This is a genomic window from Jiangella sp. DSM 45060 (assembly GCF_900105175.1).
Classification (GTDB): domain Bacteria; phylum Actinomycetota; class Actinomycetes; order Jiangellales; family Jiangellaceae; genus Jiangella.
The window spans coordinates 303,449-326,089 of the sequence record NZ_LT629771.1; the positions used below are offsets into that span (position 1 = coordinate 303,449).

The following is a 22,641-nucleotide window of genomic DNA, read 5'->3' on the forward strand; positions in this document are numbered from 1 at the left end:
TCAGACGCCGACCGGGTGCCAGACGGTCTTCGTCTCGAGGTAGGCGGTGATGCGCTCGAGGCCGGGCTCGGCGATCCAGTCGGGCTCGGCCTGCGGCGCGCGCACCACCCGCTTGAGGTTGTCGGCCGCGGCCAGCTCGAGCGCGCTCGCCCGTTCGGCGTCGCCCGCGGCGCCGGCGAGGTCGACGGCGTTGACGTCCATGTGCGCGGCCAGGACGGGCGCGGTGTCGGCGAGGGCGCCGGTGAGGACGTTGACGACGCCGCCCGGGACGTCGGACGTCGCCAGCACCTCGGACAGCGTGATGGCCGGCAGCGGGCGCTCCGCCGACGCCGTCAGCACCGCCGTGTTGCCGCCGACGATGACCGGTGCCAGCACCGAGACGAGGCCCAGCAGCGACGAGCGCTGCGGCGCCAGCACGGCGGCGACGCCGGTGGGCTCGGGCACGGAGAAGTCGAAGTACGGCCCGGCGACCGGGTTGCTCGACCCGACCACCTGGGCGATCTTGTCGGCCCACCCGGCGTACCAGACCCAGCGGTCGATGGCTTCGTCGACGAGCGACACGGCCTTCGCGCGGGCCACGCCCTCGCCGGCGGCGACCTCGTCGACGAACTGGGCGTGCCGGCCCTCCATGACCTCGGCGACGCGGTACAGCACCTGGCCGCGGTTGTACGCCGTGGCACCGGACCACCCGCCGAAGGCCTTGCGGGCGGCGACGACGGCGTCGCGGGCGTCCTTGCGCGAGGCCCAGGCGGCGTTGGCCAGGAACGTGCCCTTGGCGTCCACCACCTCGTAGGACCGGCCGGACTCCGAACGGGGGAACTTGCCGCCGACGTAGAGCTTGTAGGTCTTCTTCACAGCCAGACGCTCGGCCATCAGTGCTCGCCCTTCAGGTACGCCAGCAGACCGTGGCGGCCGCCCTCGCGGCCGTAGCCCGACTCCTTATAGCCGCCGAACGGCGACGTGGGGTCGAACCGGTTGAACGTGTTGGCCCAGACGACGCCGGCCCGCAGCTGCTGCGCCATGGACAGGATGCGCGAGCCCTTCTCCGTCCACACGCCCGCGGACAGCCCGAACGGCGTGTTGTTGGCCTTCTCGACCGCCTCGGCCGGGGTGCGGAACGTCAGCACCGACAGGACCGGGCCGAAGATCTCCTCGCGGGCGATGCGGTGTGCCTGGGTGACGCCGGTGAACAGCGTCGGCGGGAACCAGAAGCCGCGCTCGGGCAGCTCGCACTCGGGCGACCAGCGCTCGGCGCCTTCGGCCTCGCCGACCTCGGACAGCTCGCGGATGCGCGCCAGCTGCTCGGCGGAGTTGATGGCGCCGATGTCGGTGTTCTTGTCGAGCGGGTCGCCGACGCGCAGCGTGCCCAGCCGCCGCTTCAGCCGGCCCAGGACGTCGTCGTACACCGACTCCTGCACCAGCAGCCGCGAGCCCGCGCAGCACACGTGGCCCTGGTTGAAGAAGATGCCGTTGACGATCCCTTCGACCGCCTGGTCGATGGGGGCGTCGTCGAACACGATGTTCGCGGCCTTGCCGCCCAGCTCGAGCGTCGCCTTCTTGGCGGTGCCGGCGACGCTGCGGGCGATCTGCTTGCCGACCTCGGTGGACCCGGTGAACGCGACCTTGTCGACGCCGGGGTGCTCGACCAGCGCGCGGCCGGTGTCGCCGGCGCCGGTGAGGATGTTGACGACGCCCGGCGGGAGGTCGGCCTGCTGGCAGATCTCGGCGAACAGCAGCGCCGTCAGCGGGGTGGTCTCGGCCGGCTTGAGCACGACCGTGTTGCCGGCGGCCAGCGCGGGCGCGATCTTCCACGACAGCATGAGCAGCGGGAAGTTCCACGGGATGACCTGCGCGGCGACGCCGTACGGCTTCGGGTCGGGCCCGGCGCCGGCCCACGCCAGCTTGTCGGCCCACCCGGCGTAGTAGAAGAAGTGCGCCGCGACCAGCGGGATGTCGACGTCGCGGGACTCGCGGATCGGCTTGCCGTTGTCGATGGACTCGAGGACGGCCAGCTCGCGGGCCCGCTCCTGGATGATGCGGGCGATGCGGAACAGGTACTTGCCGCGGTCGCGCCCGGACAGCTTCGACCACGTGCGCTCGTAGGCGCGGCGGGCGGCCTGGACCGCCTTGTCGACGTCCTCGGCGCCGGCCGACGCGATCTCGGCCAGCACCTCCTCGGTGGCCGGGTTGACCGACTTGAACGTCGAGCCGTCGATGGGTTCGGCGAACTCGCCGTTCACGAACAGGCCGTACGAACTGCGGATGTCGACGATGGCCCGCGACTCCGGAGCCGGCGCGTACTCGAACTTCGTCATGGTGATCAGTCCATGGTCACTTGGTCGGCCTGCACGGTACCCAGCGTAGGCGCTCCGGACCGCCGCCGTTTGTCCGTACCGGTGCTTGCGCGGGTCCGTGAGCGGTGCCAGCGTCGAGAGGCGTGTGAATCGACCTCGGGGGGCGATCATCATGCCCAGTCGGCGAGCCGTCACGTTCATCGCGGGGACCGGACTCATCGTGGCCGGCGCGATCCCGGCGATCGCCGGGCCGCTGGTCACCGGGCCGCTGGTCCAGGTGTCGGGGACGAGCCCGTTCCTCGGCTGCACCGCGGACGGCATCGACGAGCAGTCCGGGACGGTGTACCTCAACAGCGAGGTCGAGCCGTGGCTGGACGTGAACCCGGCCGACGCCGGCAACGTCGTCGGCATCTGGCAGGCCGACCGCTGGGACAACGGCGGCGCCCGCGGACTGGTCGCGGGGGTCAGCCAGGACGGCGGCGGCACCTGGCAGCAGGTGGTCATCCCGGACATCACGCTGTGCTCCGGCGGCACGTACGACCGCGCGACCGATCCGTGGGTCTCGTTCGGCCCGGACGGTCGGCTGCACCAGCTGGCGCTGTCGTTCAACGACGTAGCACCGCCGTTCGAGCCGCGCGACTTCGACCACGCGCTGCTGGCCAGCTACTCCGACGACGGCGGGCTGACGTGGAGCGACCCGGTCGAGGTGATCCGCGACCTGGACGCGAACGTCTTCAACGACAAGCAGACCATCACCGCCGACCCCACCGACCCGGACCTCGTGTACGCCGTCTGGGACCGGCTGGTCTTCCCCGGCAGCGAGCGCGCCAGCGTGATCGCCGGCTTCGTCACCCAGGCGTTCTCCGGGCCGGCCTGGTTCGCCCGCAGCACGGACGGCGGAGTGACGTGGGAGGCGCCGAAGGAGATCTACGACCCGGGCATGCGCGACCAGACCATCGGCAACCAGATCGTCGTGCAGCCCGACGGCACGCTGGTGAACGTCTTCAACGAGATCCGCAACGACAACCGCGGCGGCCGGCGCGGCAACAACGTCGCCGTCATGATCTCCGAGGACCAGGGCGTCACGTGGTCCGAACGGATCTTCATCAGCCGGCTGGGCACCATCGAGATCACCGACCCGGACACCGGCGACCCCGTCCGCACCGGCGACATCATCCCCGACATCGCGGTGAACCGTGAGACCGGCGCGCTGTACGCCGTCTGGCAGGATGCCCGGTTCAGCGGCGGCCAGTTCGACAGCATCGCCTTCTCGCAGTCTCTCGACGGCGGGCTGACCTGGTCCGAGCCGATCGAGGTGAACGCGACGCCCGGCACCGTGCCCGCCGGCAACCAGCAGGCGTTCACGGCGTCGGTGCAGGTGGCGGACGACGGGACGATCGGCGTGACGTACTACGACTTCCGCAACAACACGCCGTCGGCCACGACGCTGCCCACCGACTACTGGCTGGTGCACTGCCACCCGGCGACGCCGGCGAGCTGCGCCGACGAGGCGAACTGGGGTGCCGAGGTCCGGCTCACGAACGCGCCGTTCGACATGCGGCTGGCGCCGTTCGCGCTCGGGTTCTTCACCGGTGACTACGAGGGTCTGTCGAACATCGGGACGGACTTCGCGGCGTTCTTCTCGCAGTCGCACGGCACCGACCCGGCCAGCACGTTCTTCCGGGCCGCCGGGTGAGCGGAGGTCAGTCGAGGGTGAAGTAGTCGGGGCCCGCGTAGCGGCCGGTGGCGAGCTTCTGCCGCTGCATGAGCAGGTCGTTGAGCAGGCTGGACGCGCCGAGCCGGAACCAGTCGGGGTCGAGCCAGTCGTCGCCCGCGGTCTCGTTGACCAGGACCAGGTACTTGATGGCGTCCTTGCTGGTGCGGATGCCGCCGGCCGGCTTCACCCCGACCTGGCGGCCGGTGGCCTCGCGGAAGTCGCGGACCGCCTCGAGCATGACCAGCGTGACGGGCAGCGTGGCGGCCGGCGCGACCTTGCCGGTGCTGGTCTTGATGAAGTCGCCGCCGGCCAGCATGGCCAGCCACGACGCCCTTCTGACGTTGTCGTAGGTCGCGAGCTCACCGGTCTCGAGGATGACCTTGAGGTGGGCGTCGCCGGCGGCCTGCTTGACCGCGACGATCTCGTCGAACACCGCGCCGTAGCGGCCGGCCAGGAACGCGCCGCGGTCGATGACCATGTCGACCTCGTCGGCGCCGGCCGCGACCGCGTCGCGGGTGTCGGCCTCCTTGACCGCCAGGCTGGTGCGCCCGGACGGGAACCCGGTGGCGACGCTGGCCACCTTCACCGTCCTCCGGGCCCCGCCGAGCGCTTCCACCGCCGTGGCGACGAGGTCGGGGTAGACGCAGATGGCGGCGACCTGGGGGACCGTGCGGTCGGACGGGTCGGGGCGCAGCGCCTTGGCGCACAGCGCCCGCACCTTGCCCGGGGTGTCCTGGCCCTCCAGCGTGGTGAGATCGATCATCGAGATGGCGAGGTCGATGGCGTACTGCTTGGCCGTGGTCTTGATGGACCGCGTGGCCAGCGTGGCCGCCCGGGCCTCGGCGCCGGTCTGGTCGACCCCCGGCAGGCCGTGCAGGAAGCGGCGCAACGACGCCTCGGAGGAGGCGATGTCGGACAGGCGCGCGTCGTCGAGCAGGGTCACGCCTTCGAGTCTAGGCCGCTCGTCCGTCCTTCGAGATCCGGCCGGGTCTGGCCTCCTGCCGGGCGGCGGGTGTATACGTATACACATGCTGACGCTCAAGGATCGTTCCGCCGCCGTGGACCGCAGCGCCGAGGCCGCCGCCGTCACCGCCACCGTCGCGAGCATGCTGGCCGAGATCGAGGCCGGGGGCGACGCCGCCGTCCGGAAGTACTCCGAGCAACTGGACTCCTGGTCGCCGTCGTCGTTCCGGCTGACCGGCGAGGAGATCGAGCGGATCGTCGCGACGGTGCCGGAGCAGGCGCTGGCGGACATCCGGTTCGCGCAGGCACAGGTGCGCGGGTTCGCCGAACGGCAGCTGGCGTCGATGCACGAGTTCGAGGTCGAGACGCTGCCGGGCGTGCGCCTCGGGCAGAAGCACCTGCCGATCGCGTCCGTCGGCGCCTACATCCCGGGCGGGCGCTACCCGCTGACCGCGTCGGCGCACATGACGATCGTGACGGCGAAGGTGGCCGGCGTGCCGCGGGTGGCGGCCTGCACGCCGCCGATCCGCGGCGAGATCCCCGCTGCGACGATCGCGGCGATGTCGCTGGCCGGCGCGGACGAGATCTACCTGCTCGGCGGCGTCCAGGCCATCGGCACGCTGGCGCTGGGCACCGAGACCGTCCCGCCGGTCGACCTCATCGCCGGGCCGGGCAACGCCTACGTCGCCGAGGCGAAGAAGCAGCTCTACGGCCGCGTCGGGCTGGACCTGTTCGCCGGGCCGACGGAGATCCTGGTGCTCGCCGACGAGACCGCCGACCCGTTCACCGTCGCCGTCGACCTGTTGTCGCAGGCCGAGCACGGGCCGGACTCGCCCGCCGTCCTCATCACGACCAGCGAGGAACTGGCCCAGGCGGCGATGGCACACGTCGAGGAGATCCTGCCCGGCATGCCGACGAAGGACATGGCCGAGCCGGCCTGGCGCAATCACGGCGAGGTGCACGTCGCCGCCTCGCTGGACGAGGCGTACGCGCTGGTCGACGAGCGTGCGTTCGAGCACGTCGAGGTGCTGACGGCGGACCCGCGGGCGGCGCTGGACCGGCTGCACAACTACGGCAGCCTGTTCCTCGGGTCGCTGACGACGGTGTCGTACGGCGACAAGGTCATCGGCACCAACCACGTGCTGCCGACGCGCGGCGCGGCCCGCTACACCGGCGGACTGTGGGTCGGGAAGTACCTCAAGACCGTCACGTACCAGGAGATCACCGACCCGGCGTCCAGCGCGCTGCTCGGCGAGGTGTGCGGTCGCGCGTCGCGGGTCGAGCTGTTCGAGGGGCACGCCCGCTCCGGCGACATCCGTTTCGCCGCGCACACCGGCGGGTCCTTGCCGTGGACCGACCACGCGTTCGGGGCCGTGCGAGACTGACCGGCATGGCCTCTGGACGTCCTCCCACCAGCGTCGACGTCGCGCGAGCGGCGGGCACATCGCAGGCGACGGTGTCGCGGGCGCTCAACGGCGGGCGGGTCGCGGCGGCCACCCGCGACCGCATCCTGGCCATCAGCCGCGAGCTCGGCTACACCCCCAATGCGGCGGCGCGGTCGATGGTGACCAGCCGGACCGGCCTGGTCGGCGTCGTCGTGTCTGACCTCACCAACCCGTTCTACCCGGAGTTCCTGGACGAGATCGCCGCCTGCCTCGGCGCCCGGCGCCAGCACATGGTGCTGCAGAACGCCGGCGACTCGGTGGAACTGCTGCTGCAGCAACGCGTCGACGGCATCGTGTTCACCGCCGCGGTCGAGGGGTCCGCGGCGGTGGCCGACCTGGTGGCGCGCCGGTTCCCGGTGGTGCTGGCCAACCGGGTCGTCGACGCCGCCTGCGACACCGTCGAGGGCGACCACCCGGCCGGCGCCGCCGCCGTCGTCGACCACCTGGCCGGGCTGGGGCACCGGCGCATCGCGGTGCTGGCCGGGCTGCCCGGCGCGAGCACGTCGGCGCGGCGGCTGGCCGGGATCCGCTCGCGGCTGTCGTCGCTCGGCCTGCCGGTGGCGGACGTCGTCGAGACCGGGTTCGACTACGCCCGCGCCGTGGCGGCGGCGACGTCGCTGCTGACCGGGTCGTCGCCGCCCACCGCGATCGTCGGGCTGAACGACCAGGTCGCGTTCGCCGCCCTCAACGCGGCCGCCGCGCTGGGCGTCGCGGTGCCGGCCCAGCTGTCCGTCGCCGGCTTCGACGACGTCCGCCAGGCGTCGTGGCCGACGATCGGGCTGACGACGGTGCGCCAGCCGCAGGCCGCGATGGCCGCCCGCTCCGTCGCGCTGCTGAACGAGCGCATCGACGACCCCGCGCTGCCGCCGCGGCACGAGGTGCTGCCGGCCGAGCTCGTCGTGCGCACGACGACCGGGCCGGCGTAGGTCTCACCCTGCGGCGGCGCGCAGCACGTCGATCTCGCCGCCCGGCATCGCCGGGTCGAAGCCGTGTTCGAACAGCCAGCGGATGTTCAGCAGGCTGCGCAGCGACCACCACGCGCGGATCACGTCGAAGTCGACGTCCGTGCCGTAGCCCGCGACGACGTCGTCGAGGTGTTCCTCGTGGCCGAGCGTCAGAGTGGCGAGGTCGAACATGGGGTCGCCCCGGCCCGCCTCGGACCAGTCGAGCACGCCGGTGACCTCGTCGCCGTCGACGAACACGTGCGTGAGCTGGAAGTCGCCGTGCGAGAACACCGGCGTCCACGGCCGGAACGCGGCCTCGGCGACCTCGCGGTTGCGCCTGACCAGGTCGGCGGGGAGGACGCCGTTCGCGACCAGCCACTCGCACTCGTCGTCGAGGCCGGTCGCGTCGCGCTCGGGACCCCGGCCCGGCCACGGCGGCAGCGGCGCCTCGTGCAGCCTCCGCGCGGCGGCGCCGGCCGCGGCCCACGCCGCCGACGAGGCGGGCGACGGTTCGCCGAGGACGCCGAGCGCTGTTCCGGGGAGCGCGGCGAGGGCGAGCACGGGCGGCTCGTGCCACAGGACCCGTGGTGTGGGGACGGGCGCGAGGGCCATCGCCTCGACCTCGACCTCGAGCCGGGCCGGATCGGCGTCGACCTTCAGGAACACGTCGCCCACCCGCAACGTCGTCCGCTCCCGATGCGCGACGACGACCTCGACCTCCTGCACGCCGGCCATTCTCGAAGGCCGCTCGCCGGCGTCGCAACGGGTTTTGCCGCGTGCGCCGGTCTTTGCAGGTTCGCTGGTTGGCTGGTACGCCGACCCCTCCCGGCCCGGGTGGGGCCCACCCTACGGGCGGGCACCGACACACTCGCCGACGCAGCCGACGCAGCCGACGCAGCCGACGCAGCCGACGCAGCCGACGCAGCCGACGCAGCCGACGCCGCCGACGCCGCCGACGCGGGCGACGGGGCGGGGCGGCTGTTGTGGGGGGCGGCCGGGTGGGGCGCGGGTGGCTAGGAGCCGGACGGGTCGACGCGGAGGCTGCCGCCGTACATGGTGCCGGTGACGGTGATGACGTGGGTCACCACGCCCGGCGCGGCCCGCCGGGCGGCGTGGTCGCGGACCCGGCTGCCGGTCGCGGCGAGGTCGCTGAGGTCCACCGCCACACCCGGCGGCACGGTCAGCCGCACGCGCGAACCGGACGTCGAGAGGCGCAGCGTGCTCCGCCCGCCCTCCGGCAGCAGCGCCTGGGTGTAGTCCAGCCGCGCCGAGCCGCCGATCAGGCCGAGCTCGACGACCGGCGGCACCGTCCAGGCGCCCTCGCGGCGGAACCGCTGGCCGGCGGCCTGCCACCGGACCACGTCGTCGGCCGGGACGAGCGTGGTGTCGGGGACCGCCGGCGGCGCGGGAGCCGCCACCGGGAGGTCCTCCGTCAACGGCTCCAGGTCGGCGAAGGTCCGCGCACGGAGCGCCCGCTCGACCCGTTCCTCCAGTTCGGACGTGTCCAGCCGCCCGTCGGCCGCCGCGTCGCGGAGGAGCTCGACCATCCGGTCGCGGTCGGCGTGCGAGACGCGCAGCAGGCGGCGGTCGGGCTCGTCGGTGCTCATGACGGCAGCCCGAGCGCCGAGCCGAGGTCGGTGCGGACGGCGGCCAGCCGGTCGCGGGCGGTCGTCCGCGCCGCCGGCACGTCTCCGTCAGCGACCGGGACCACGACCTCGAGGTAGCACTTGAGCTTCGGCTCGGTGCCGCTCGGCCGGACGACGACGCGGGTGGAGTCGGCGGTGACGTAGCGCAGGCCGTCGGTCGGCGGCAGCCCGCCGTCGCCGGCCAGCAGGTCGTCTGCCGTGACGACGGGGGACCCGGCCAGCGACGAGGGCGGCGCCGAGCGCAGCCGGGCCATCGCGGCGGCGATCAGCGACAGGTCCTCGACGCGGACGGAGAGCTGGTCGGTCGCGTGCAGGCCATGCGCCACCGCGAGGTCGTCGAGCACGTCCCACAGCGTCCGTCCCGCCGCGGACGTCGACGCGGCCAGCTCGGCCACCAGCACGGCCGCCGATATGCCGTCCTTGTCGCGCACCGACTCGGGGTCGACGCAGTAGCCGAGCGCCTCCTCGTAGCCGTACGTCAGGCCGGGCACCCGCGAGATCCACTTGAAGCCGGTCAGCGTCTCGGCGTGCGGCAGCCCGTGCGCCGCGGCGATGCGCCCGAGCAGCCGCGACGACACGATCGAGTTGGCCAGCACACCCGTGCGCCCTCGCGCCGCGAGGTGTTCGCCGAGCAGCGCGCCGACCTCGTCGCCGTGCAGCATGGCCCAGCCGTCGCCGGAACGCGCGGGCAAGGCGACGGCGCACCGGTCGGCGTCCGGGTCGTTCGCGATGACGATGTCCGCCTCGACGCGCTGCGCCAGCGCCAGCGCGAGGTCGATGGCGCCCGGCTCCTCCGGGTTGGGGAACGCGACGGTGGGGAAGTCGGGGTCGGGCTCGGCCTGCTCGGCGACGGTGTGCAGATCGGTGAAGCCGGCCCGGATCAGCGCCTCGCCGGCGGTGACGCCGCCGACCCCGTGCAGCGACGTGTGGACGATGCGCAGGTCGCGCGGCCCGCCCGGCGCGGCCACCCCGGCGGCGGAGGCGAGGTAGGCCGTCACGACGTCCTCGCCGATCTCGGCCCAGCCGTCCGGCGCCCGCGGCACCGACGCGACGGACGTGACGGCGTCGATGTGTGCGGCGATCTCGGCGTCGGCCGGCGCGACCAGCTGCGAGCCGCCGTCGGGACCACCGAGGTACACCTTGTAGCCGTTGTCCTGGGGCGGGTTGTGGCTGGCCGTCACCATGACCCCGGCGTCGGCGGACAGCCGCCGCACCGAGAACGCCAGCACCGGTGTCGGCAGTAGCCGCGGCAGTACCAGCGCCTCGATGCCGGCCGCGGTCAGCACGGCGGCGGTGTCGGTGGCGAAGTCGAAGGAGCGGTACCGGGCGTCGTAGCCGATGACGACGCGGTGCCGGGCGCCGTTCACCGGGGTGCGGGCCGCCAGCAGGTACGCGGCCAGCCCCGCGGCGGCGCGGATGACGACGGCGCGGTTCATGCGGTTCGGGCCCGCGCCGATGGCGCCGCGCAGCCCGGCCGTGCCGAACTGGAGGATGCCGGTGAACCGGTCGGCGAGGTCCGCGGTCGCGGCGTCGTCGCCGGTCGCGGCGGCGTCGAGCACCGTCTGCAGCTCCGCCCGGGTGGCCGGGTCGGGGTCGTCGGCCAGCCAGGCGCGGGCCTGCTCGAGCACGTCGGTCATCGCGAACCTTCCCTTCTCACGGGGCGGCGCCGTGCGCCGGTCCGTGTTCAGGAGATCCTAGGAGCATGCAGGTCTCCATCCTCGGACCGGTGCGCGTCGGCGCCGCCGGTGAGATCCCGGGCGCGGGCGTGCGCGCGCTGCTCGCGCGGCTGGCCCTGGCGCCGGGCCGGGTCGTCGGGGTCGAGACCATCGTCGACGACCTGTGGGCCGGGCCGCCCGCCAACCCGGCCAACGCCGTGCAGGCGGCGGCGTCGCGGCTGCGCAAGGCGCTGAACGGGCACCCGGTGACGGTCGAGGCGGCGGCCGGCGGGTACCGGCTCGCGGTCGGCCGCGACGACGTCGACGCCGCCGTGGCCGACGCGCTGCTGGCCGGTGCGACGGCGGCGCTGCGCGACGGCGATCCCGCGGCGGCGGCCGCGGCGTCCGGCCAGGCCCTGGGCCTGTGGCGGGGCGAGCCGCTGGCCGACGTCGGCGACGCGCCGTTCGCGCCGGCCGAGGCGGTCCGGCTGGCCACGCTGCGGCTGGACCTGCGCCGCACCCGCATCGAGGCCGACCTGCGCCGGGGCGCCCACGCCGACCTCCCGGCCGAGCTGGCCGCGCTGGTCGACGACCACCCGCTGGACGAGGCGCTGCTCGGCCAGCTGATGCGGGCGCTGGTCGCGACCGGACGACCGGCCGAGGCGCTGGCCGCGTACGAGGACGGCCGGGAGCGCATGGCCGAGGCGTTCGGCGCCGACCCCGGCCCGCAGCTGCGCGACGTCCACCTGGCGGTGCTGACGCACGACCGCGCGGCGCTGCGGCTCGGCCCGTCGCCGCTGATCGCGACGGCCGCACCCGGCCCGCCCGGCCCGCCCGGCGGGCCGGAGCTGGCCGGGCCCGGCCGCCCCCGGCTGCGCCGCTCCGCGACCCCGCTGCTCGGCCGCGACGACGAGCTGGCCCGGGTCGAGGCGCTGCTCGACGACGCCCGGCTGGTCACGCTGCTGGGCCCGGGCGGCGTCGGCAAGACCCGGTTCGCCACCGAGCTGGGGCTGCGGCGGCAGGACCGCACCGGCCGCCCGGTGCACCTCGTCGAGCTGGCCGGTCTGCGCGACGACGCCGACGTGCTGCCCGCCGTGCTGGCCGCGGTCGGCCTGCGCGAGGTCAGCCTGGTCGACCGCGCCGGGTACCCGCTGTCGCGGACGCCGATCGAGCGGCTGCGCGACCTGCTGGCCGACAGCGACGCGCTGATCGTCGTCGACAACTGCGAGCACCTGGTCGACGCCGTCGCGCAGGTCGTGCACGAGATCGTGACGGCGTCGGCGGAGGTCCGCGTGCTGGCCACCAGCCGCACCCCGCTCGCCGTCGACGGCGAGGTCGTGCACCCGCTGCCCGCGCTGGCGCTGCCGCCCGACGGCGCCGGCCCGCTCGACTACCCGGCGGTGCGGCTGTTCCACGACCGCGCCCGGGCGGCCCGCCCGTCCGCCCGGCTGGACCCCGATGTCGTCACGGAGATCTGCCGGCACCTCGACGGCCTGCCGCTGGCCATCGAGCTGGCCGCGGCGAAGGTGCGATCGATGTCGGTGGAGCAGCTGGCCGCCCGCCTCGACGACCGGTTCGGGCTGCTGGTCGGTGGCCCGCGGTCGGCTCCGGAGCGGCACCGCACGCTGCTCGCCGTGGTCCGGTGGAGCTGGGAGCTGCTGGACCCCGCCGAGCAGGCGGTGCTGCGCCGCCTGGCCGTGCTGCCCGTCGGCGCCGACGCCGTCACCGCGGCCGCCGTCTGCGGGTTCGGCGACGTCGACGCCGACGCCGTCGAGGCCGCCCTGGCCGGGCTGGCCGACCAATCGCTGCTGGTCGTCGACGAGTCCGGCGGCGCGGTGCGGTTCCGGCTGCTCGAGACCGTCCGCGAGTTCGCCGACGCCGAGCTCGACGCGGCCGGCGAACGCGCCGCGACGATGGCCCGGCTGGTCGCCTGGGCCGCCGGCCTCGCGCTGCGGGCCGAGCCGAACCTGCGCGGCCGCGGCCAGGTGACGTGGTTCGGCGTGCTGGCCGCCGAGCACGACAACCTGGTCGCCGGGCTGCGCGCCGCCATCGACACCGGCGACACCCGGTCGGCGTACACCATCGCGGTGACGATGTGCTGGTACTGGGCCGCGCTGGGCCTGCACTTCGAGGTGGCCGGCTGGGGCGAGCAGCTGATCGCGCTGGACGGGCCGGCCGACCCCAGCACCGCCGCGGTCCTGTACGCCATCATGATCCCGAACTCGCTGGTCGCCGGGCCGACGCGCATGGGGGTGCGGTACATCAGGCGGCTGCGCCGCCTCGTCCGCGGCGACGCCGGGCTGAGCCCGCTGGCGCGGGCCTTCGGCGAGCTCGTGCTCGCCGCGATGAACGGCCGCCCGGCCGCGCTGCAGCGGGCGTCCGCGAGCGTCGAGGCGGCGGGCGACCCGTGGGCGCGGTCCATGGCGGCGCTGTTCTTCAGCATCCTGGCCGACAACGAGGGCGAACGGGGCGAGTCGCGCCGGCTGGCGCAGGAGGCGCGGACCGGCTTCGCGGCGGTCGGCGACCGGTGGGGCGTGGCGATGACCTCGATGACCCTCGGGCTGACGGAGGCCGCCGACGGCGACGGCGCCACCGCCATCGAGCTGCTGGACGAGGCCGTGCGCAGCTTCGACATCCTCGGCATCCGCGAGGACGGCCGCCAGGTGCAGCTGCTGCGCGCGATCGTGCTCGTCCGCTCCGGTCAGGTCTCGCGCGGCGTCGCCGAGCTGACCGCGTTGCAGGAGCGCTACCCGCACGACCCCGAGGTCGTCACCATGGCCGAGGCCGGGCTGGCCGAGGCCGCGGCGCGCATGGGCGACGCCGTGTCCATGCTGGCGCACTACGACGTCGCGGTCGCGGCGGCGCGGTCGGAGGAGATCGGCGGGCCGCCGCAGCTGCGGGTCATGGCGCTGGCCGGCGCGGCACTGGCCCGGCTGCGGGTCGGCCGCGACGACGTCGACGACCTGCTCACCGACGCGTACCGGCTGGCGGTCGCCGACGGCGACCGGCCGGTCATCGGCGTGGTCGCGGTCGCCTACGGCCGGCTGGCCCTCGTCCGCGGCGACGGCGGCCGCGGGGCCCGGCTGATCGCGCTCGGCCGCCGCGTCGGCGCCGTCGAGCTGCTGGGCGACGTCCGCCACCCGGCGTTCGCCGAGCTCCCCGAACCCGACGAGCAGCTGCTGGCGGCCGAGCGCGAGCGCGTCCACGACCTCCCCGGCGTCGCCGTCGTGCGGGAGATCGGGACGCTGCTCCGCCCGTGAGGGTCAGGCCTTGCGGCGGTAGGCCCGGACGGTGAGCGGCGCGAACACCGCGACCAGGGCCGCGCAGCCGATCAGCGACCACCCGATCGCGCCCGCCTCCGGAGCGCCGGCCATCAGCCCGCGCACCGCGGTGACCAGGTGCGACACCGGGTTGACGTCGACCCACGCGCGCAGCCAGCCGGGCATCGTCGACGGGTCGACGAACACGTTGCTGGCGAACGTCAGCGGGAACATCGCCAGCATGCTGACGCCCTGCACCGCGCCGGCCGAGCGCATGACCAGCCCGAGGAAGGCGAAGATCCAGCTCAGCGAGAACGCGAACACCAGCACCAGCAGCACGGCGGCGACCACGTCGAGCGCGGTGCCGTCCGGCCGGAAGCCCATCGCCATGCCGACGCCGAGGCAGACGACCGCCGCCACGACGTAGCGGATGCTGTCGGCCAGCAGCGCGCCGACCAGCGCGGCCGGCCGCCAGATCGGCAGCGAGCGGAACCGGTCGAAGATGCCCTTGCCGATGTCGGTGTTCAGCGAGATGCCGGTGTACAGCGACGCCATCACGACGGTCTGCACGAGGATGCCGGGCAGCACGAACTGCAGGTACTGCTGCGTGCTGCCGGAGACGGCGCCGCCGAACAGGTAGACGAACATCACGATGAAGATCACCGGCTGGAACGTCACGTCGAACAGCTGCTCCGGGATGCGCCGGATCTTCAGCACACTGCGCCAGCCCAGCGTCAGGCTGGCCGACAGCGCGCTCGGCGGCTGCGGGCGCTCCACCCGGGCGGCGACGCTGCTGGCCGGCCGCTCGACGGCACGGGTTTCGGTGGTGGTGGTCATGCGGCGGTCCTCTCGGTGTCGTCGTCGGCGCTGTGGCCGGTCAGGGTGAGGAAGACCTCGTCCAGGCTGGGGCGCTGCACGCCGATCTCGTCGATGCGGACGCCCTCTGCGCGCAGCCGGATCATCAGGTCGGCGACGAGGTCCGGGTCGGCGACCGGGGCGGTGATGACGCCGGCCTCGGGTGTGCGGTGCGGCGTGGTGTCCAGGGTCTGCGCCACCAGCCGCTCGGCGAGGTCGCGCTGCGTCTCGTCGGCCAGCCGCAGGTGCAGCGAGCTGCGGCCCACGGACGCCTTGAGGTCGGCGCTGGTGCCCTCGGCGATGACGGTGCCGCGGTCGATGACGGCGATGCGGTCGGCCAGCTGGTCGGCCTCGTCGAGGTACTGCGTGGTGAGCAGCACCGTCGTGCCGCCGGCGACGAGGTCGCGGACGATGTCCCAGACCTGCCCGCGGCTGCGCGGGTCCAGGCCGGTGGTCGGCTCGTCCAGGAACAGCACGTCCGGCGTGACGACGATGCTGGCCGCGAGGTCGATGCGCCGGCGCATGCCGCCGGAGAAGTGCTTGACCGGCCGGTTCGCGGCGTCGGTGAGGTCGAAGCTCTCCAGCAGCTCGGCCGCCCGCCGCTTCGACTGGGTGCGGCTCAGGCCGACCAGCCGCGACTGCAGCACCAGGTTCTCGGTGCCGGTGAGGTCCTCGTCGACCGACGCGTACTGGCCGGTCAGGCCGATGAACCTGCGCACCTCGTCGGCGTCGTCGACGACGTCGCGGCCCAGCACCCGCGCGCTGCCGCCGTCGGGGCGCAGCAGGGTGGTGAGCATGCGGACGGTGGTGGTCTTCCCGGCGCCGTTCGGCCCGAGGACCCCGTACACGGTGCCGGCGCGGACGGCGAGGTCGACGCCGTCGACGGCGCGGTTCTCGCCGAACGTCTTGACCAGGCCGTGCGCCTCGATGGCCAAAGTGCTCATGCGTCCTCCTGAGTTCGTTCTGCTCAGGATTCAGCGTCGGGGGAGCGGCTGACCGGCCGCTGACAGAGCGCTGACGGGCCCCGTCAGAGCTTGGCGACCACCGCCGCGAGCAGCGCGCTGATGCGCGGGCCGGCGGCCTGACCTGCCTCGATGACCTCGGCGTGGCTCAGCGGCGTCGTGCTGATGCCGGCGGCGGGGTTGGTGACCAGCGAGATGCCGAGCACCTCGAGGCCGGCCTCGCGGGCGGCGATGGCCTCGAGCGCCGTCGACATGCCGACGAGGTCGCCGCCGAGGCGCTGCGCCATGCGGACCTCGGCCGGGGTCTCGTAGTGCGGGCCGCGGAACTGCACGTAGACGCCGTCGGGCAGGCTGGGGTCGACCTCGCGGGCGACGGCGCGCAGCCGCCGTGCGTAGAGGTCGGTGAGGTCGACGAAGTTCGCCCCCTCGATGGGCGACTCCGCCGTCAGGTTGAGGTGGTCGCTGATCAGCACCGGTGTGCCGGCCGGCCACTCCTCGCGCAGCCCGCCGCAGCCGTTCGTCAGCACCAGCGTGCGTGCGCCCGCCGCGGCGGCCGTGCGCACCCCGTGCACCACGGCGCGCACGCCGCGGCCCTCGTAGAGGTGGGTGCGGGCGCCGAGGACGAGCGCGTGCCGGCCGGTGTCGCCGATGCGGACGGAGCGCAGCGTGCCCACGTGCCCCTCGACGGCCGGCTTCGCGAACCCCGGGACGTCCGTGCTGGGGATGGTCGCCACGGTCTCGCCGACGAGGTCGGCCGCGCCGCCCCACCCGGACCCCAGCACCAGCGCGATGTCGTGCCGCTGCACCCCGGTGGCGGCGGCGATGTGCTCGGCCGCGGCCCGTGCGGCGGCCCGCGGATCGTCCAGCAGCTCGGTCACCGGCCGACTGTACCTCGCGGCGCCCGCCTCGCCTCCATGCCCGACGAGGCGAGGCGGGCGTCCGTTTCAGCCTTTCACGCTGCCCGCCGTCAGGCCGGCGACGATGCGGCGCTGGAAGGCGAGCGCCACCAGCACCATGGGGATCACGACGACGACGCAGGCGGCGGTGATGGTGCCGATCGGGCGCTGGAACTCCACCTGGCCGGTGAACGCGGCGATCGCCACCGGCACCGTCTGCGCGATCTCCGGATTCCGCGGCGCGAACGTGCTGGCCAGCAGGAACTCGTTCCAGGCGGCGACGAAGACGATGATGGCGGCGGCGAACACGCCGGGCGCCGCCAGCGGGAGCACCACCTTGTAGAACGCCTGGAACGGTGTCGCGCCGTCGACCCGGGCCGCCTCCTCCAGCTCCTTCGGGATCGCCGCGTAGAACGTCGTCAGGATGAAGATGGTCAGCGGCAGCTGGAACGCCGTGTCCTCATCCGTTCCGCCTCCTCGCGGGCACGATGTCGTGCCTGTGCCCGTGCCCAGCGTTGGAACGCTCAAACGGGCGGAGCGGGAATCACGGACGGATCGGTCAGGCGCCGGCCTTCGGCGCGGGGTCGCGGCGGACGCCGTCGATGCTGACTCCGCGCCAGGTCAGGATCGCGATGAGGACGGCCGCCACCGTGATGGCGATGTCGGCGACGTTGCCCACGAACAGGCCGCCGTAGTCGATGAAGTCGACGACGTGCCCCTCGGGGAAGCCCGGATCGCGGAACAGCCGGTCGATGAGGTTGCCGAACGCGCCGCCCAGCAGCAGGCCGAGCGCGATGGCCCACGCCGTCGAGCCGAGCTTCGCCGACGCCCGGATGACCGCCGCGATCACCACGACCACGAGCAGCGTGAGCAGCCACGTCAGCCCGGTCGCGATCGAGAACGCCGCGCCCGAGTTGTACAGCAGCCGCAGCTGCAGCAGGTCGCCGACGATCTCGATCGGCTCGCGGCCGGCCAGCTCGCGCTCGGCCCACCACTTCGTCAGCTGGTCGACCGCCGTCAGCACGACGGTGATGGCGGCGAGCCGGCCGATCAGCCGCCAGTTCGTCGACGCGGGCGGCTGCTCGGGCGGCGCGGGCTGGCCGGGCTGGCCGGGCTGGCCGGGCTGCTCGGGCGATGGGTCGCCGGGCGCGGAATCGTCGCCGGCCGCGGGGTCGGGTGTGGTCGGCACGGTGTAAGGGTGCCATGCCGGTGCGCCGCGCCCCAGCACCGGGCGGACGACAGGGCGTCGCGCTGTACGGGACAATGGCCGGGTGACACGTGTGGCGATTCTCGGTGGCGGACCCGGCGGCTACGAGGCGGCGCTGGTGGCGGTGCAGCTCGGAGCGGAGGTCACGCTGGTCGACCGCGACGGCCTGGGCGGCTCGGCCGTCCTCACCGACTGCGTGCCCAGCAAGACCCTCATCGCGACCGCCGAGGTGGTCAGCGACGCCGCCGAGTCGGCGGAGCTGGGCGTCGAGCTGGGCCACGACTCCGTCGGCGTCGACCTGCGGCGAGTCAACCAGCGGGTGCTGGCGCTGGCCAAGGCGCAGTCGGCCGACACCACGGCCGCGGTCGAGAAGGCCGGCGTGCAGATCCTGCGCGGCAGCGGGCGGCTGGCTCCCGGCGACCGCGTCGTCGTCGACGACGGCGCCCACGAGTTCGTCGCCGACGTCGCGCTGCTGGCCACCGGCGCGCGGCCGCGCATCCTGCCCGAGGCTGAGCCCGACGGCGAGCGCATCCTCACCTGGGAGCAGGTCTACGACCTCGACGAGCTCCCCGAACACCTGATCGTGGTCGGGTCCGGCGTCACCGGCGCCGAGTTCGCCAGCGCCTACAACGCGCTCGGCTCCGACGTCACGCTGGTGTCGTCGCGCGACCGCGTCCTTCCCGGCGAGGACGCCGACGCCGCATACGTCCTGGAAGAGGTGTTCGCGCGGCGCGGGCTGAACGTGCTGTCGCGGTCGCGGGCGGCGTCGGTGCGGCGCGACGGCTCGGGGGTCGTCGTCACGTTGACCGACGGTCGCGCGGTGCGCGGCTCGCACTGCCTCATGGCGGTCGGGTCGGTGCCGAACGTCGAAGGGCTCGGGCTGTCCGAGTGCGGCGTCGCGCTCGACGACCGCGGCTTCGTCAAGGTCGACCGCGTCTCCCGCACGTCCGCGCGCGGCGTGTACGCGGCCGGCGACGTCACCGGCGTCAACATGCTCGCGTCGGTGGCCGCCATGCAGGGGCGCACGGCCATGTGGCACGCCCTCGGCGACGCCGTGTCGCCGCTGAACCTCAAGACCGTCGCCGCGAACGTCTTCACCGACCCCGAGATCGCCACCGTCGGCTGGTCCCAGGCCGCCGTCGACGCCGGCGAGATCGGCGCGGTCGCCGTCAAGCTGCCGCTGGCCACCAACGCGCGGGCGAAGATGCTGGGCATTCGCGACGGTTTCGTGAAGCTGTTCTGCCGGCCCGGCACCGGCATCATCGTCGGCGGGGTGGTGGTGGCGCCGCGGGCCAGCGAGCTGATCCACCCCATCTCACTGGCCGTCGAGGCGGCACTCACCGTCGACCAGATGGCCCGCGCCTTCACCGTCTACCCGTCGCTGTCCGGCTCGGTGGCCGAGGCGGCGCGGCAGTTGCACCGCCGCGACTAGTTCCTCACGAAGTACGGCGCGGGGTCGTCCTTCAGCGCCTGCAGCAGCCGCTGCTGCTGGTCGTCGGGCAGCGGCGGCAGGTCGTCCGGCGCGAACCACCCGACCGCCAGCGACTCGTCGTCGTTGACCCGCGCCTCGCCGCCGACCGGGCGGCACCGGAACGCGATGTCGAGGAACTGGACGCGGTCGCCGTTCGGGTAGGCCGCCGGCGCACCGGCGACCACGCTGCTGATGCGCTCGACCTCGATGCGCACCCCGGTCTCCTCCCACGCCTCCCGCACGACGGCGACGGCGGGCTGCTCGCCGGGCTCGAGGATGCCGCTGATCAGCGACCACTGCCCGGTGTCGGAGCGCTGGTGCAGCAGCACCCGCCCCTCCCCGTCGACGATCACCGCCGTGACGCCGCTCAGCCACAGCAGTTCATGGCCGACGCGCTCGCGCAGCGTCAGGATGAACTCAGGAGTCGGCACGGGTCAGAAGTCGCCGCCGCCGAAGTCTCCGCCACCGAAGTCGCCGCCGCCCCAGTCACCGCCACCGAAGTCGCCGCCGCCCCAGTCACCGCCGCCGCCGTCCCCGCCACCGCCGCCGTCGATGTAGACGGGGTTGGACAGGGCCGAACCCAGCATGGTGCCCATGAGCATGCCGGGAAGCAGACCACCGAAGTAGCCGCCGGCCCAGCCGCCGTACGCGGGACCGGCGTCGTAGTACGGACGCCGCTCGCCGTCGCCGACCGGGACCATGCGCGTCTCGGGGTCGGCACCGGCCTTGACCCGCATGGCATCGGCCGCGCAGGCCGGTACTGTCCGCGGCGCACCGCCCATGGGGGCCCACTCGACGTCCTCGACGGACGGGCCGTGGCCGGGATCGAAGAAGCAGGGCAGCCGGCGCTCCGGGAGCGGTGCGCCCTTGACCCGAGCGTCGACGCAGGCCAGCAGCCAGCGGCCCTCTTCGAGGGCGGTGGTGACGGGCTTGAGATCGGTGGGCCGCTCGGCGCGGTCGGCGAAGGTCTTGGCGTTCTCGTAGAGGTCGAGGGCGCGGCCGTACTCGTTGCGCGCCTCGATCGGGACCTTGGAATCGTGGCGGAGGTCGAGGTCGAGCTCGGACAGCCGCTCGCCGTACTTGGTGATGTCCTCTTCGAGGGCGCCGCGGACCTGCTCGAGCTGGGCGCGTTCCTTGCTGCGCTTGTTGCGGCGGTACAGGAGGAAGCCACCGCCGCCGGCGGCCGCCAGGATCGCGAGGGGGAGCAGACCACCCCCGCCGCTGTCGCCGGACCCGGTGCCGCCGCCACCGCCTCCGCCGCCGGCGCCCGAGCCGCCGTCGGCGATCACTCGCTCGGCCGACTCGATGAAGTTCGTGATGCCGGTGCCGAGGTCGTCGCCTCCATCGCTGAGCGCGGAGCTGGCCGCCTGGGCGACGTTGTTGTCGATCTCCGTCGAGCCGGCGCTGAGGTTGGTGTCGCCGAAGATCACCAGGTACGTGCCGTCGCCGAGAGTGCCGCTGAGCGTGCGCGCGGCGCCGGAATCGGCGGCGTCGGCCGGTAGCACGGCGACGTAGAACGGCGTGTCGGCGCCGTTGATCGCGTCGCGCACCGAGGACTCCGCGCCGCCGTCGAACGTGAACCCCTCGGCGTTGAGTTCGTCGACCGCGGCCGGGTCGACGTAGAGCGGGTCATCACGGAGGTTGGCGGCGACGTCGTCCAAGCTGCTCGACATACACCCATCATCCACGGTCTGGCGGGTTGTGCCACGAGCAGGTCCGGCCGAGTCGATCAGCCGGGCCGACGTTGTCGGGGCCGGGTGGTTCGATGGACCCGTGGAGAAGCTCACCTGGAACCAGGTGCTGGCCCGCCGGCTGCGGCGCCTGCACGTCACCGACCCGTCCGCAGGTCTCGTCGACACCGCGGGCCGGTTGGTGGGGCTGCACGCGCAGGTGGCGTCGTCCGCCGAGCTCATCGCTGCCGTCCGCACGCCGGGCTACGCGCTGGGCGACACCGCCACGGCGCTGTGGACCGACCGCACATTGGTGAAGACGTGGGGCATGCGCGGCACGCTGCACCTGTTCCCGTCGCACGAGCTGCCGCTGCTGGTGGCGGCCTGGGCGCAGCGGCAGTGGCCCAACGTCAACGCCGCCTGGGAGCGCTACCACGGCGTCAACCTCGCCGTGCTGCAGCAGGTCACCGAGATCATCGGTCAGGTGCTGCCCGGCCGGGTGCTCACCCGCGAGGAGCTGCTGGCCGAGATCGCCCGCGAGGTCCGCGCCCCCGGCATCGCCGACGCGGTGCGGTCGGGGTGGGGCCAGATGTTCAAGCCGGCCGCGGCGGGCGGCCTGCTCTGCTCGGGGCCCGAGCGCGACCGCAACGTCACCTTCACCAGCCCGCGCACCTGGCTGCCCGACGTCTCGTGGGACGACCAGCCCGACCAGCACACCGCCCTGAGCACGCTCATCGAGCGGTTCCTCGACGTCTACGGCCCGGCCACCCACGTCGACTTCAGCCGCTGGTGGGGCATCGACGCCGCGAAGGCGCGGCGGGTCTTCAAGGAGCACGCCGACGTCATGGTCGAGGCCGAGGTCGACGGCGTCGCGTGCTGGTCCACGCCGGCGGCGCTGGCCGACCTCCACGAGCACGAGGGGGACGGAGCGAGCACCGGCGTCCACCTGCTGCCCGGCTTCGACCCGTACGTCATCGCGCCCATCGGGCACCGCGCGCACACCGTGCCCGACGGCTTCATCGACCGCGTGTCGCGCGCCGCCGGCTGGATCTCGCCGGTCGTGCTGGTCGACGGCGTCGTGCGCGGCGTCTGGAGCCACGAGCTGAAGAACGGCGCGCTGACCATCACGGTCGAGTCGTTCGCCCAGGTCAGCGCCGCCACGAAGAAGGCGGCGACGGCCGCGGCCCGGCGCTACGGAGAGCTGTTCGACGCCGAGCCGCGGCTCGCCTGGGGGTGAGGCGTCAGGCGGCCTCTTCGTGCACCCGGTCGACGGCGACGCGCACCGTCACCCGCTGCTCGCCCTCCTTGCGGAAGGGGTAGCTGTCGGCGTCGAGGTACTTCTTCGCCAGCCGGTCGATCACGTCGTCGCCGTCATCGGTGGTGAGGGTGGCGCGGCCGGTGACGCTGGCCCACCGCCACGCGTTGTCCGGGTCCAGCACGCTCACCGAGACGACGTCGTTCTCGCGCAGCCGCCGCTCCTTCACCCGGCCGGCGGCGGTGTTGAAGACGACGCCGTCGCCGTCGACGTCTACCCAGACGATCGAGTTGTGCGGGCGGCCGTCGCCGTCGAGGACGGTGGCCCAGGCCGGGATCGGGCGGGAGAACAGCTCACGGGCGGTGTCCGACAGTGCGGGCATATGGTGCATCCCTTCAGAA

19 protein-coding genes and 1 pseudogene are annotated in these 22,641 nt (G+C 73.9%); 6 read left to right on the forward strand and 14 right to left on the reverse strand.

Annotated elements, in window-relative coordinates; all coding sequences use genetic code 11:
• Together BLU82_RS01495 and BLU82_RS01500 are read right to left on the reverse strand one after the other, a co-directional pair.
• Entirely contained in the window at window positions 1-873 is an 873-nt protein-coding gene (locus BLU82_RS01495) for an aldehyde dehydrogenase family protein (RefSeq protein ID WP_092614648.1), read from the reverse strand.
• The gene (locus BLU82_RS01500) at window positions 873-2,315 is read right to left on the reverse strand and encodes an aldehyde dehydrogenase family protein (RefSeq protein ID WP_092614651.1); all 1,443 of its coding nucleotides are present in this window, start codon (window positions 2,313-2,315) and stop codon (window positions 873-875) included. The genes BLU82_RS01495 and BLU82_RS01500 overlap by 1 nt, the downstream gene beginning before the upstream one ends.
• A gap of 151 nt (window positions 2,316-2,466) precedes the next feature.
• On the opposite strand from BLU82_RS01500, the gene BLU82_RS01505 reads away from it, so the two are divergent.
• The gene (locus BLU82_RS01505) at window positions 2,467-3,990 is read left to right on the forward strand and encodes a sialidase family protein (protein WP_197682669.1); all 1,524 of its coding nucleotides are present in this window, start codon (window positions 2,467-2,469) and stop codon (window positions 3,988-3,990) included.
• A gap of 7 nt (window positions 3,991-3,997) precedes the next feature.
• Here the strand turns inward: BLU82_RS01505 and deoC are convergent, their stop codons facing one another.
• Window positions 3,998-4,954: a deoxyribose-phosphate aldolase gene (gene deoC / locus BLU82_RS01510; RefSeq protein ID WP_231947674.1), complete on the reverse strand. Its 957-nt coding sequence runs from the start codon at window positions 4,952-4,954 to the stop codon at window positions 3,998-4,000.
• 85 nt (window positions 4,955-5,039) lie between these two features.
• Between deoC and hisD the strand changes: the two genes are divergently transcribed.
• Together hisD and BLU82_RS01520 are read left to right on the forward strand one after the other, a co-directional pair.
• Window positions 5,040-6,359: a histidinol dehydrogenase gene (gene hisD, locus BLU82_RS01515; RefSeq protein WP_092614658.1), complete on the forward strand. Its 1,320-nt coding sequence runs from the start codon at window positions 5,040-5,042 to the stop codon at window positions 6,357-6,359.
• A 5-nt stretch (window positions 6,360-6,364) separates the two neighbouring features.
• Entirely contained in the window at window positions 6,365-7,345 is a 981-nt protein-coding gene (locus tag BLU82_RS01520; RefSeq protein WP_092614661.1) for a LacI family DNA-binding transcriptional regulator, read from the forward strand.
• A gap of 3 nt (window positions 7,346-7,348) precedes the next feature.
• On the opposite strand, the gene BLU82_RS01525 is transcribed toward BLU82_RS01520, so the two are convergent.
• From BLU82_RS01525 to BLU82_RS01540, 3 genes are all read right to left on the reverse strand, one after another.
• Window positions 7,349-8,089: a phosphotransferase family protein gene (locus BLU82_RS01525; RefSeq protein ID WP_092625292.1), complete on the reverse strand. Its 741-nt coding sequence runs from the start codon at window positions 8,087-8,089 to the stop codon at window positions 7,349-7,351.
• A 287-nt stretch (window positions 8,090-8,376) separates the two neighbouring features.
• On the reverse strand, window positions 8,377-8,970 hold the full coding sequence (locus BLU82_RS01535; RefSeq protein WP_092614669.1) for a DUF1707 domain-containing protein: 594 nt from the start codon (window positions 8,968-8,970) through the stop codon (window positions 8,377-8,379).
• Complete coding sequence (locus BLU82_RS01540) at window positions 8,967-10,646, reverse strand: phospho-sugar mutase (protein WP_092614672.1); 1,680 nt, start codon at window positions 10,644-10,646, stop codon at window positions 8,967-8,969. Before BLU82_RS01540 ends, BLU82_RS01535 begins: the two co-directional genes overlap by 4 nt.
• A 65-nt stretch (window positions 10,647-10,711) precedes the next feature.
• Here BLU82_RS01540 and BLU82_RS01545 point away from each other — a divergent pair, with 65 nt between their 5' ends.
• The gene (locus tag BLU82_RS01545) at window positions 10,712-13,924 is read left to right on the forward strand and encodes a BTAD domain-containing putative transcriptional regulator (protein ID WP_092614675.1); all 3,213 of its coding nucleotides are present in this window, start codon (window positions 10,712-10,714) and stop codon (window positions 13,922-13,924) included.
• A 3-nt stretch (window positions 13,925-13,927) separates the two neighbouring features.
• On the opposite strand, the gene BLU82_RS01550 is transcribed toward BLU82_RS01545, so the two are convergent.
• The 5 genes and pseudogenes from BLU82_RS01550 to lspA form a co-directional block, all read right to left on the reverse strand.
• Entirely contained in the window at window positions 13,928-14,761 is an 834-nt protein-coding gene (locus tag BLU82_RS01550; RefSeq protein ID WP_092614678.1) for an ABC transporter permease, read from the reverse strand.
• On the reverse strand, window positions 14,758-15,723 hold the full coding sequence (locus tag BLU82_RS01555; protein ID WP_092614681.1) for an ATP-binding cassette domain-containing protein: 966 nt from the start codon (window positions 15,721-15,723) through the stop codon (window positions 14,758-14,760). Before BLU82_RS01555 ends, BLU82_RS01550 begins: the two co-directional genes overlap by 4 nt.
• Window positions 15,724-15,806: 83 nt before the next feature.
• Window positions 15,807-16,619, reverse strand: a complete 813-nt coding sequence (locus BLU82_RS01560) for a purine-nucleoside phosphorylase (protein WP_092614684.1) — start codon at window positions 16,617-16,619, stop codon at window positions 15,807-15,809.
• A 66-nt stretch (window positions 16,620-16,685) separates the two neighbouring features.
• Window positions 16,686-17,090: pseudogene (locus tag BLU82_RS01565) on the reverse strand (carbohydrate ABC transporter permease); the annotation flags it as partial.
• Between the two features lie 106 nt (window positions 17,091-17,196).
• On the reverse strand, window positions 17,197-17,826 hold the full coding sequence (lspA, locus tag BLU82_RS01570) for a signal peptidase II (protein WP_092625294.1): 630 nt from the start codon (window positions 17,824-17,826) through the stop codon (window positions 17,197-17,199).
• Between the two features lie 82 nt (window positions 17,827-17,908).
• On the opposite strand from lspA, the gene BLU82_RS01575 reads away from it, so the two are divergent.
• On the forward strand, window positions 17,909-19,276 hold the full coding sequence (locus BLU82_RS01575) for an NAD(P)H-quinone dehydrogenase (protein WP_092614690.1): 1,368 nt from the start codon (window positions 17,909-17,911) through the stop codon (window positions 19,274-19,276).
• Here BLU82_RS01575 and BLU82_RS01580 read toward each other — a convergent pair.
• Both BLU82_RS01580 and BLU82_RS34620 read right to left on the reverse strand, forming a co-directional pair.
• Window positions 19,273-19,746, reverse strand: a complete 474-nt coding sequence (locus tag BLU82_RS01580; protein WP_092614693.1) for an NUDIX domain-containing protein — start codon at window positions 19,744-19,746, stop codon at window positions 19,273-19,275. The genes BLU82_RS01575 and BLU82_RS01580 overlap by 4 nt on opposite strands.
• A gap of 3 nt (window positions 19,747-19,749) precedes the next feature.
• Window positions 19,750-20,988, reverse strand: a complete 1,239-nt coding sequence (locus BLU82_RS34620) for a hypothetical protein (protein WP_172885504.1) — start codon at window positions 20,986-20,988, stop codon at window positions 19,750-19,752.
• Between the two features lie 100 nt (window positions 20,989-21,088).
• Here BLU82_RS34620 and BLU82_RS01590 point away from each other — a divergent pair, with 100 nt between their 5' ends.
• Entirely contained in the window at window positions 21,089-22,222 is a 1,134-nt protein-coding gene (locus BLU82_RS01590) for a winged helix DNA-binding domain-containing protein (RefSeq protein WP_157740458.1), read from the forward strand.
• A 4-nt stretch (window positions 22,223-22,226) separates the two neighbouring features.
• Here BLU82_RS01590 and BLU82_RS01595 read toward each other — a convergent pair whose 3' ends face one another.
• A complete protein-coding gene (locus tag BLU82_RS01595) occupies window positions 22,227-22,622 on the reverse strand; it encodes a PPOX class F420-dependent oxidoreductase (protein WP_092614702.1) in 396 nt (131 codons plus the stop codon).
• Window positions 22,623-22,641 lie beyond the last annotated feature (19 nt).

What these genes read in the sequence shown, in the direction of transcription:
- BLU82_RS01495 (WP_092614648.1), bottom strand. Translation starts at nt 873, where the DNA reads ATGGCCGAGCGTCTGGCTGTGAAGAAGACCTACAAGCTCTACGTCGGC.
- BLU82_RS01500 (WP_092614651.1), bottom strand. Translation starts at nt 2,315, where the DNA reads ATGACGAAGTTCGAGTACGCGCCGGCTCCGGAGTCGCGGGCCATCGTC.
- BLU82_RS01505 (WP_197682669.1), top strand. Translation starts at nt 2,467, where the DNA reads ATGCCCAGTCGGCGAGCCGTCACGTTCATCGCGGGGACCGGACTCATC.
- hisD (WP_092614658.1), top strand. Translation starts at nt 5,040, where the DNA reads ATGCTGACGCTCAAGGATCGTTCCGCCGCCGTGGACCGCAGCGCCGAG.
- BLU82_RS01520 (WP_092614661.1), top strand. Translation starts at nt 6,365, where the DNA reads ATGGCCTCTGGACGTCCTCCCACCAGCGTCGACGTCGCGCGAGCGGCG.
- BLU82_RS01535 (WP_092614669.1), bottom strand. Translation starts at nt 8,970, where the DNA reads ATGAGCACCGACGAGCCCGACCGCCGCCTGCTGCGCGTCTCGCACGCC.
- BLU82_RS01540 (WP_092614672.1), bottom strand. Translation starts at nt 10,646, where the DNA reads ATGACCGACGTGCTCGAGCAGGCCCGCGCCTGGCTGGCCGACGACCCC.
- BLU82_RS01545 (WP_092614675.1), top strand. Translation starts at nt 10,712, where the DNA reads ATGCAGGTCTCCATCCTCGGACCGGTGCGCGTCGGCGCCGCCGGTGAG.
- BLU82_RS01550 (WP_092614678.1), bottom strand. Translation starts at nt 14,761, where the DNA reads ATGACCACCACCACCGAAACCCGTGCCGTCGAGCGGCCGGCCAGCAGC.
- BLU82_RS01555 (WP_092614681.1), bottom strand. Translation starts at nt 15,723, where the DNA reads ATGAGCACTTTGGCCATCGAGGCGCACGGCCTGGTCAAGACGTTCGGC.
- BLU82_RS34620 (WP_172885504.1), bottom strand. Translation starts at nt 20,988, where the DNA reads ATGTCGAGCAGCTTGGACGACGTCGCCGCCAACCTCCGTGATGACCCG.
- BLU82_RS01595 (WP_092614702.1), bottom strand. Translation starts at nt 22,622, where the DNA reads ATGCCCGCACTGTCGGACACCGCCCGTGAGCTGTTCTCCCGCCCGATC.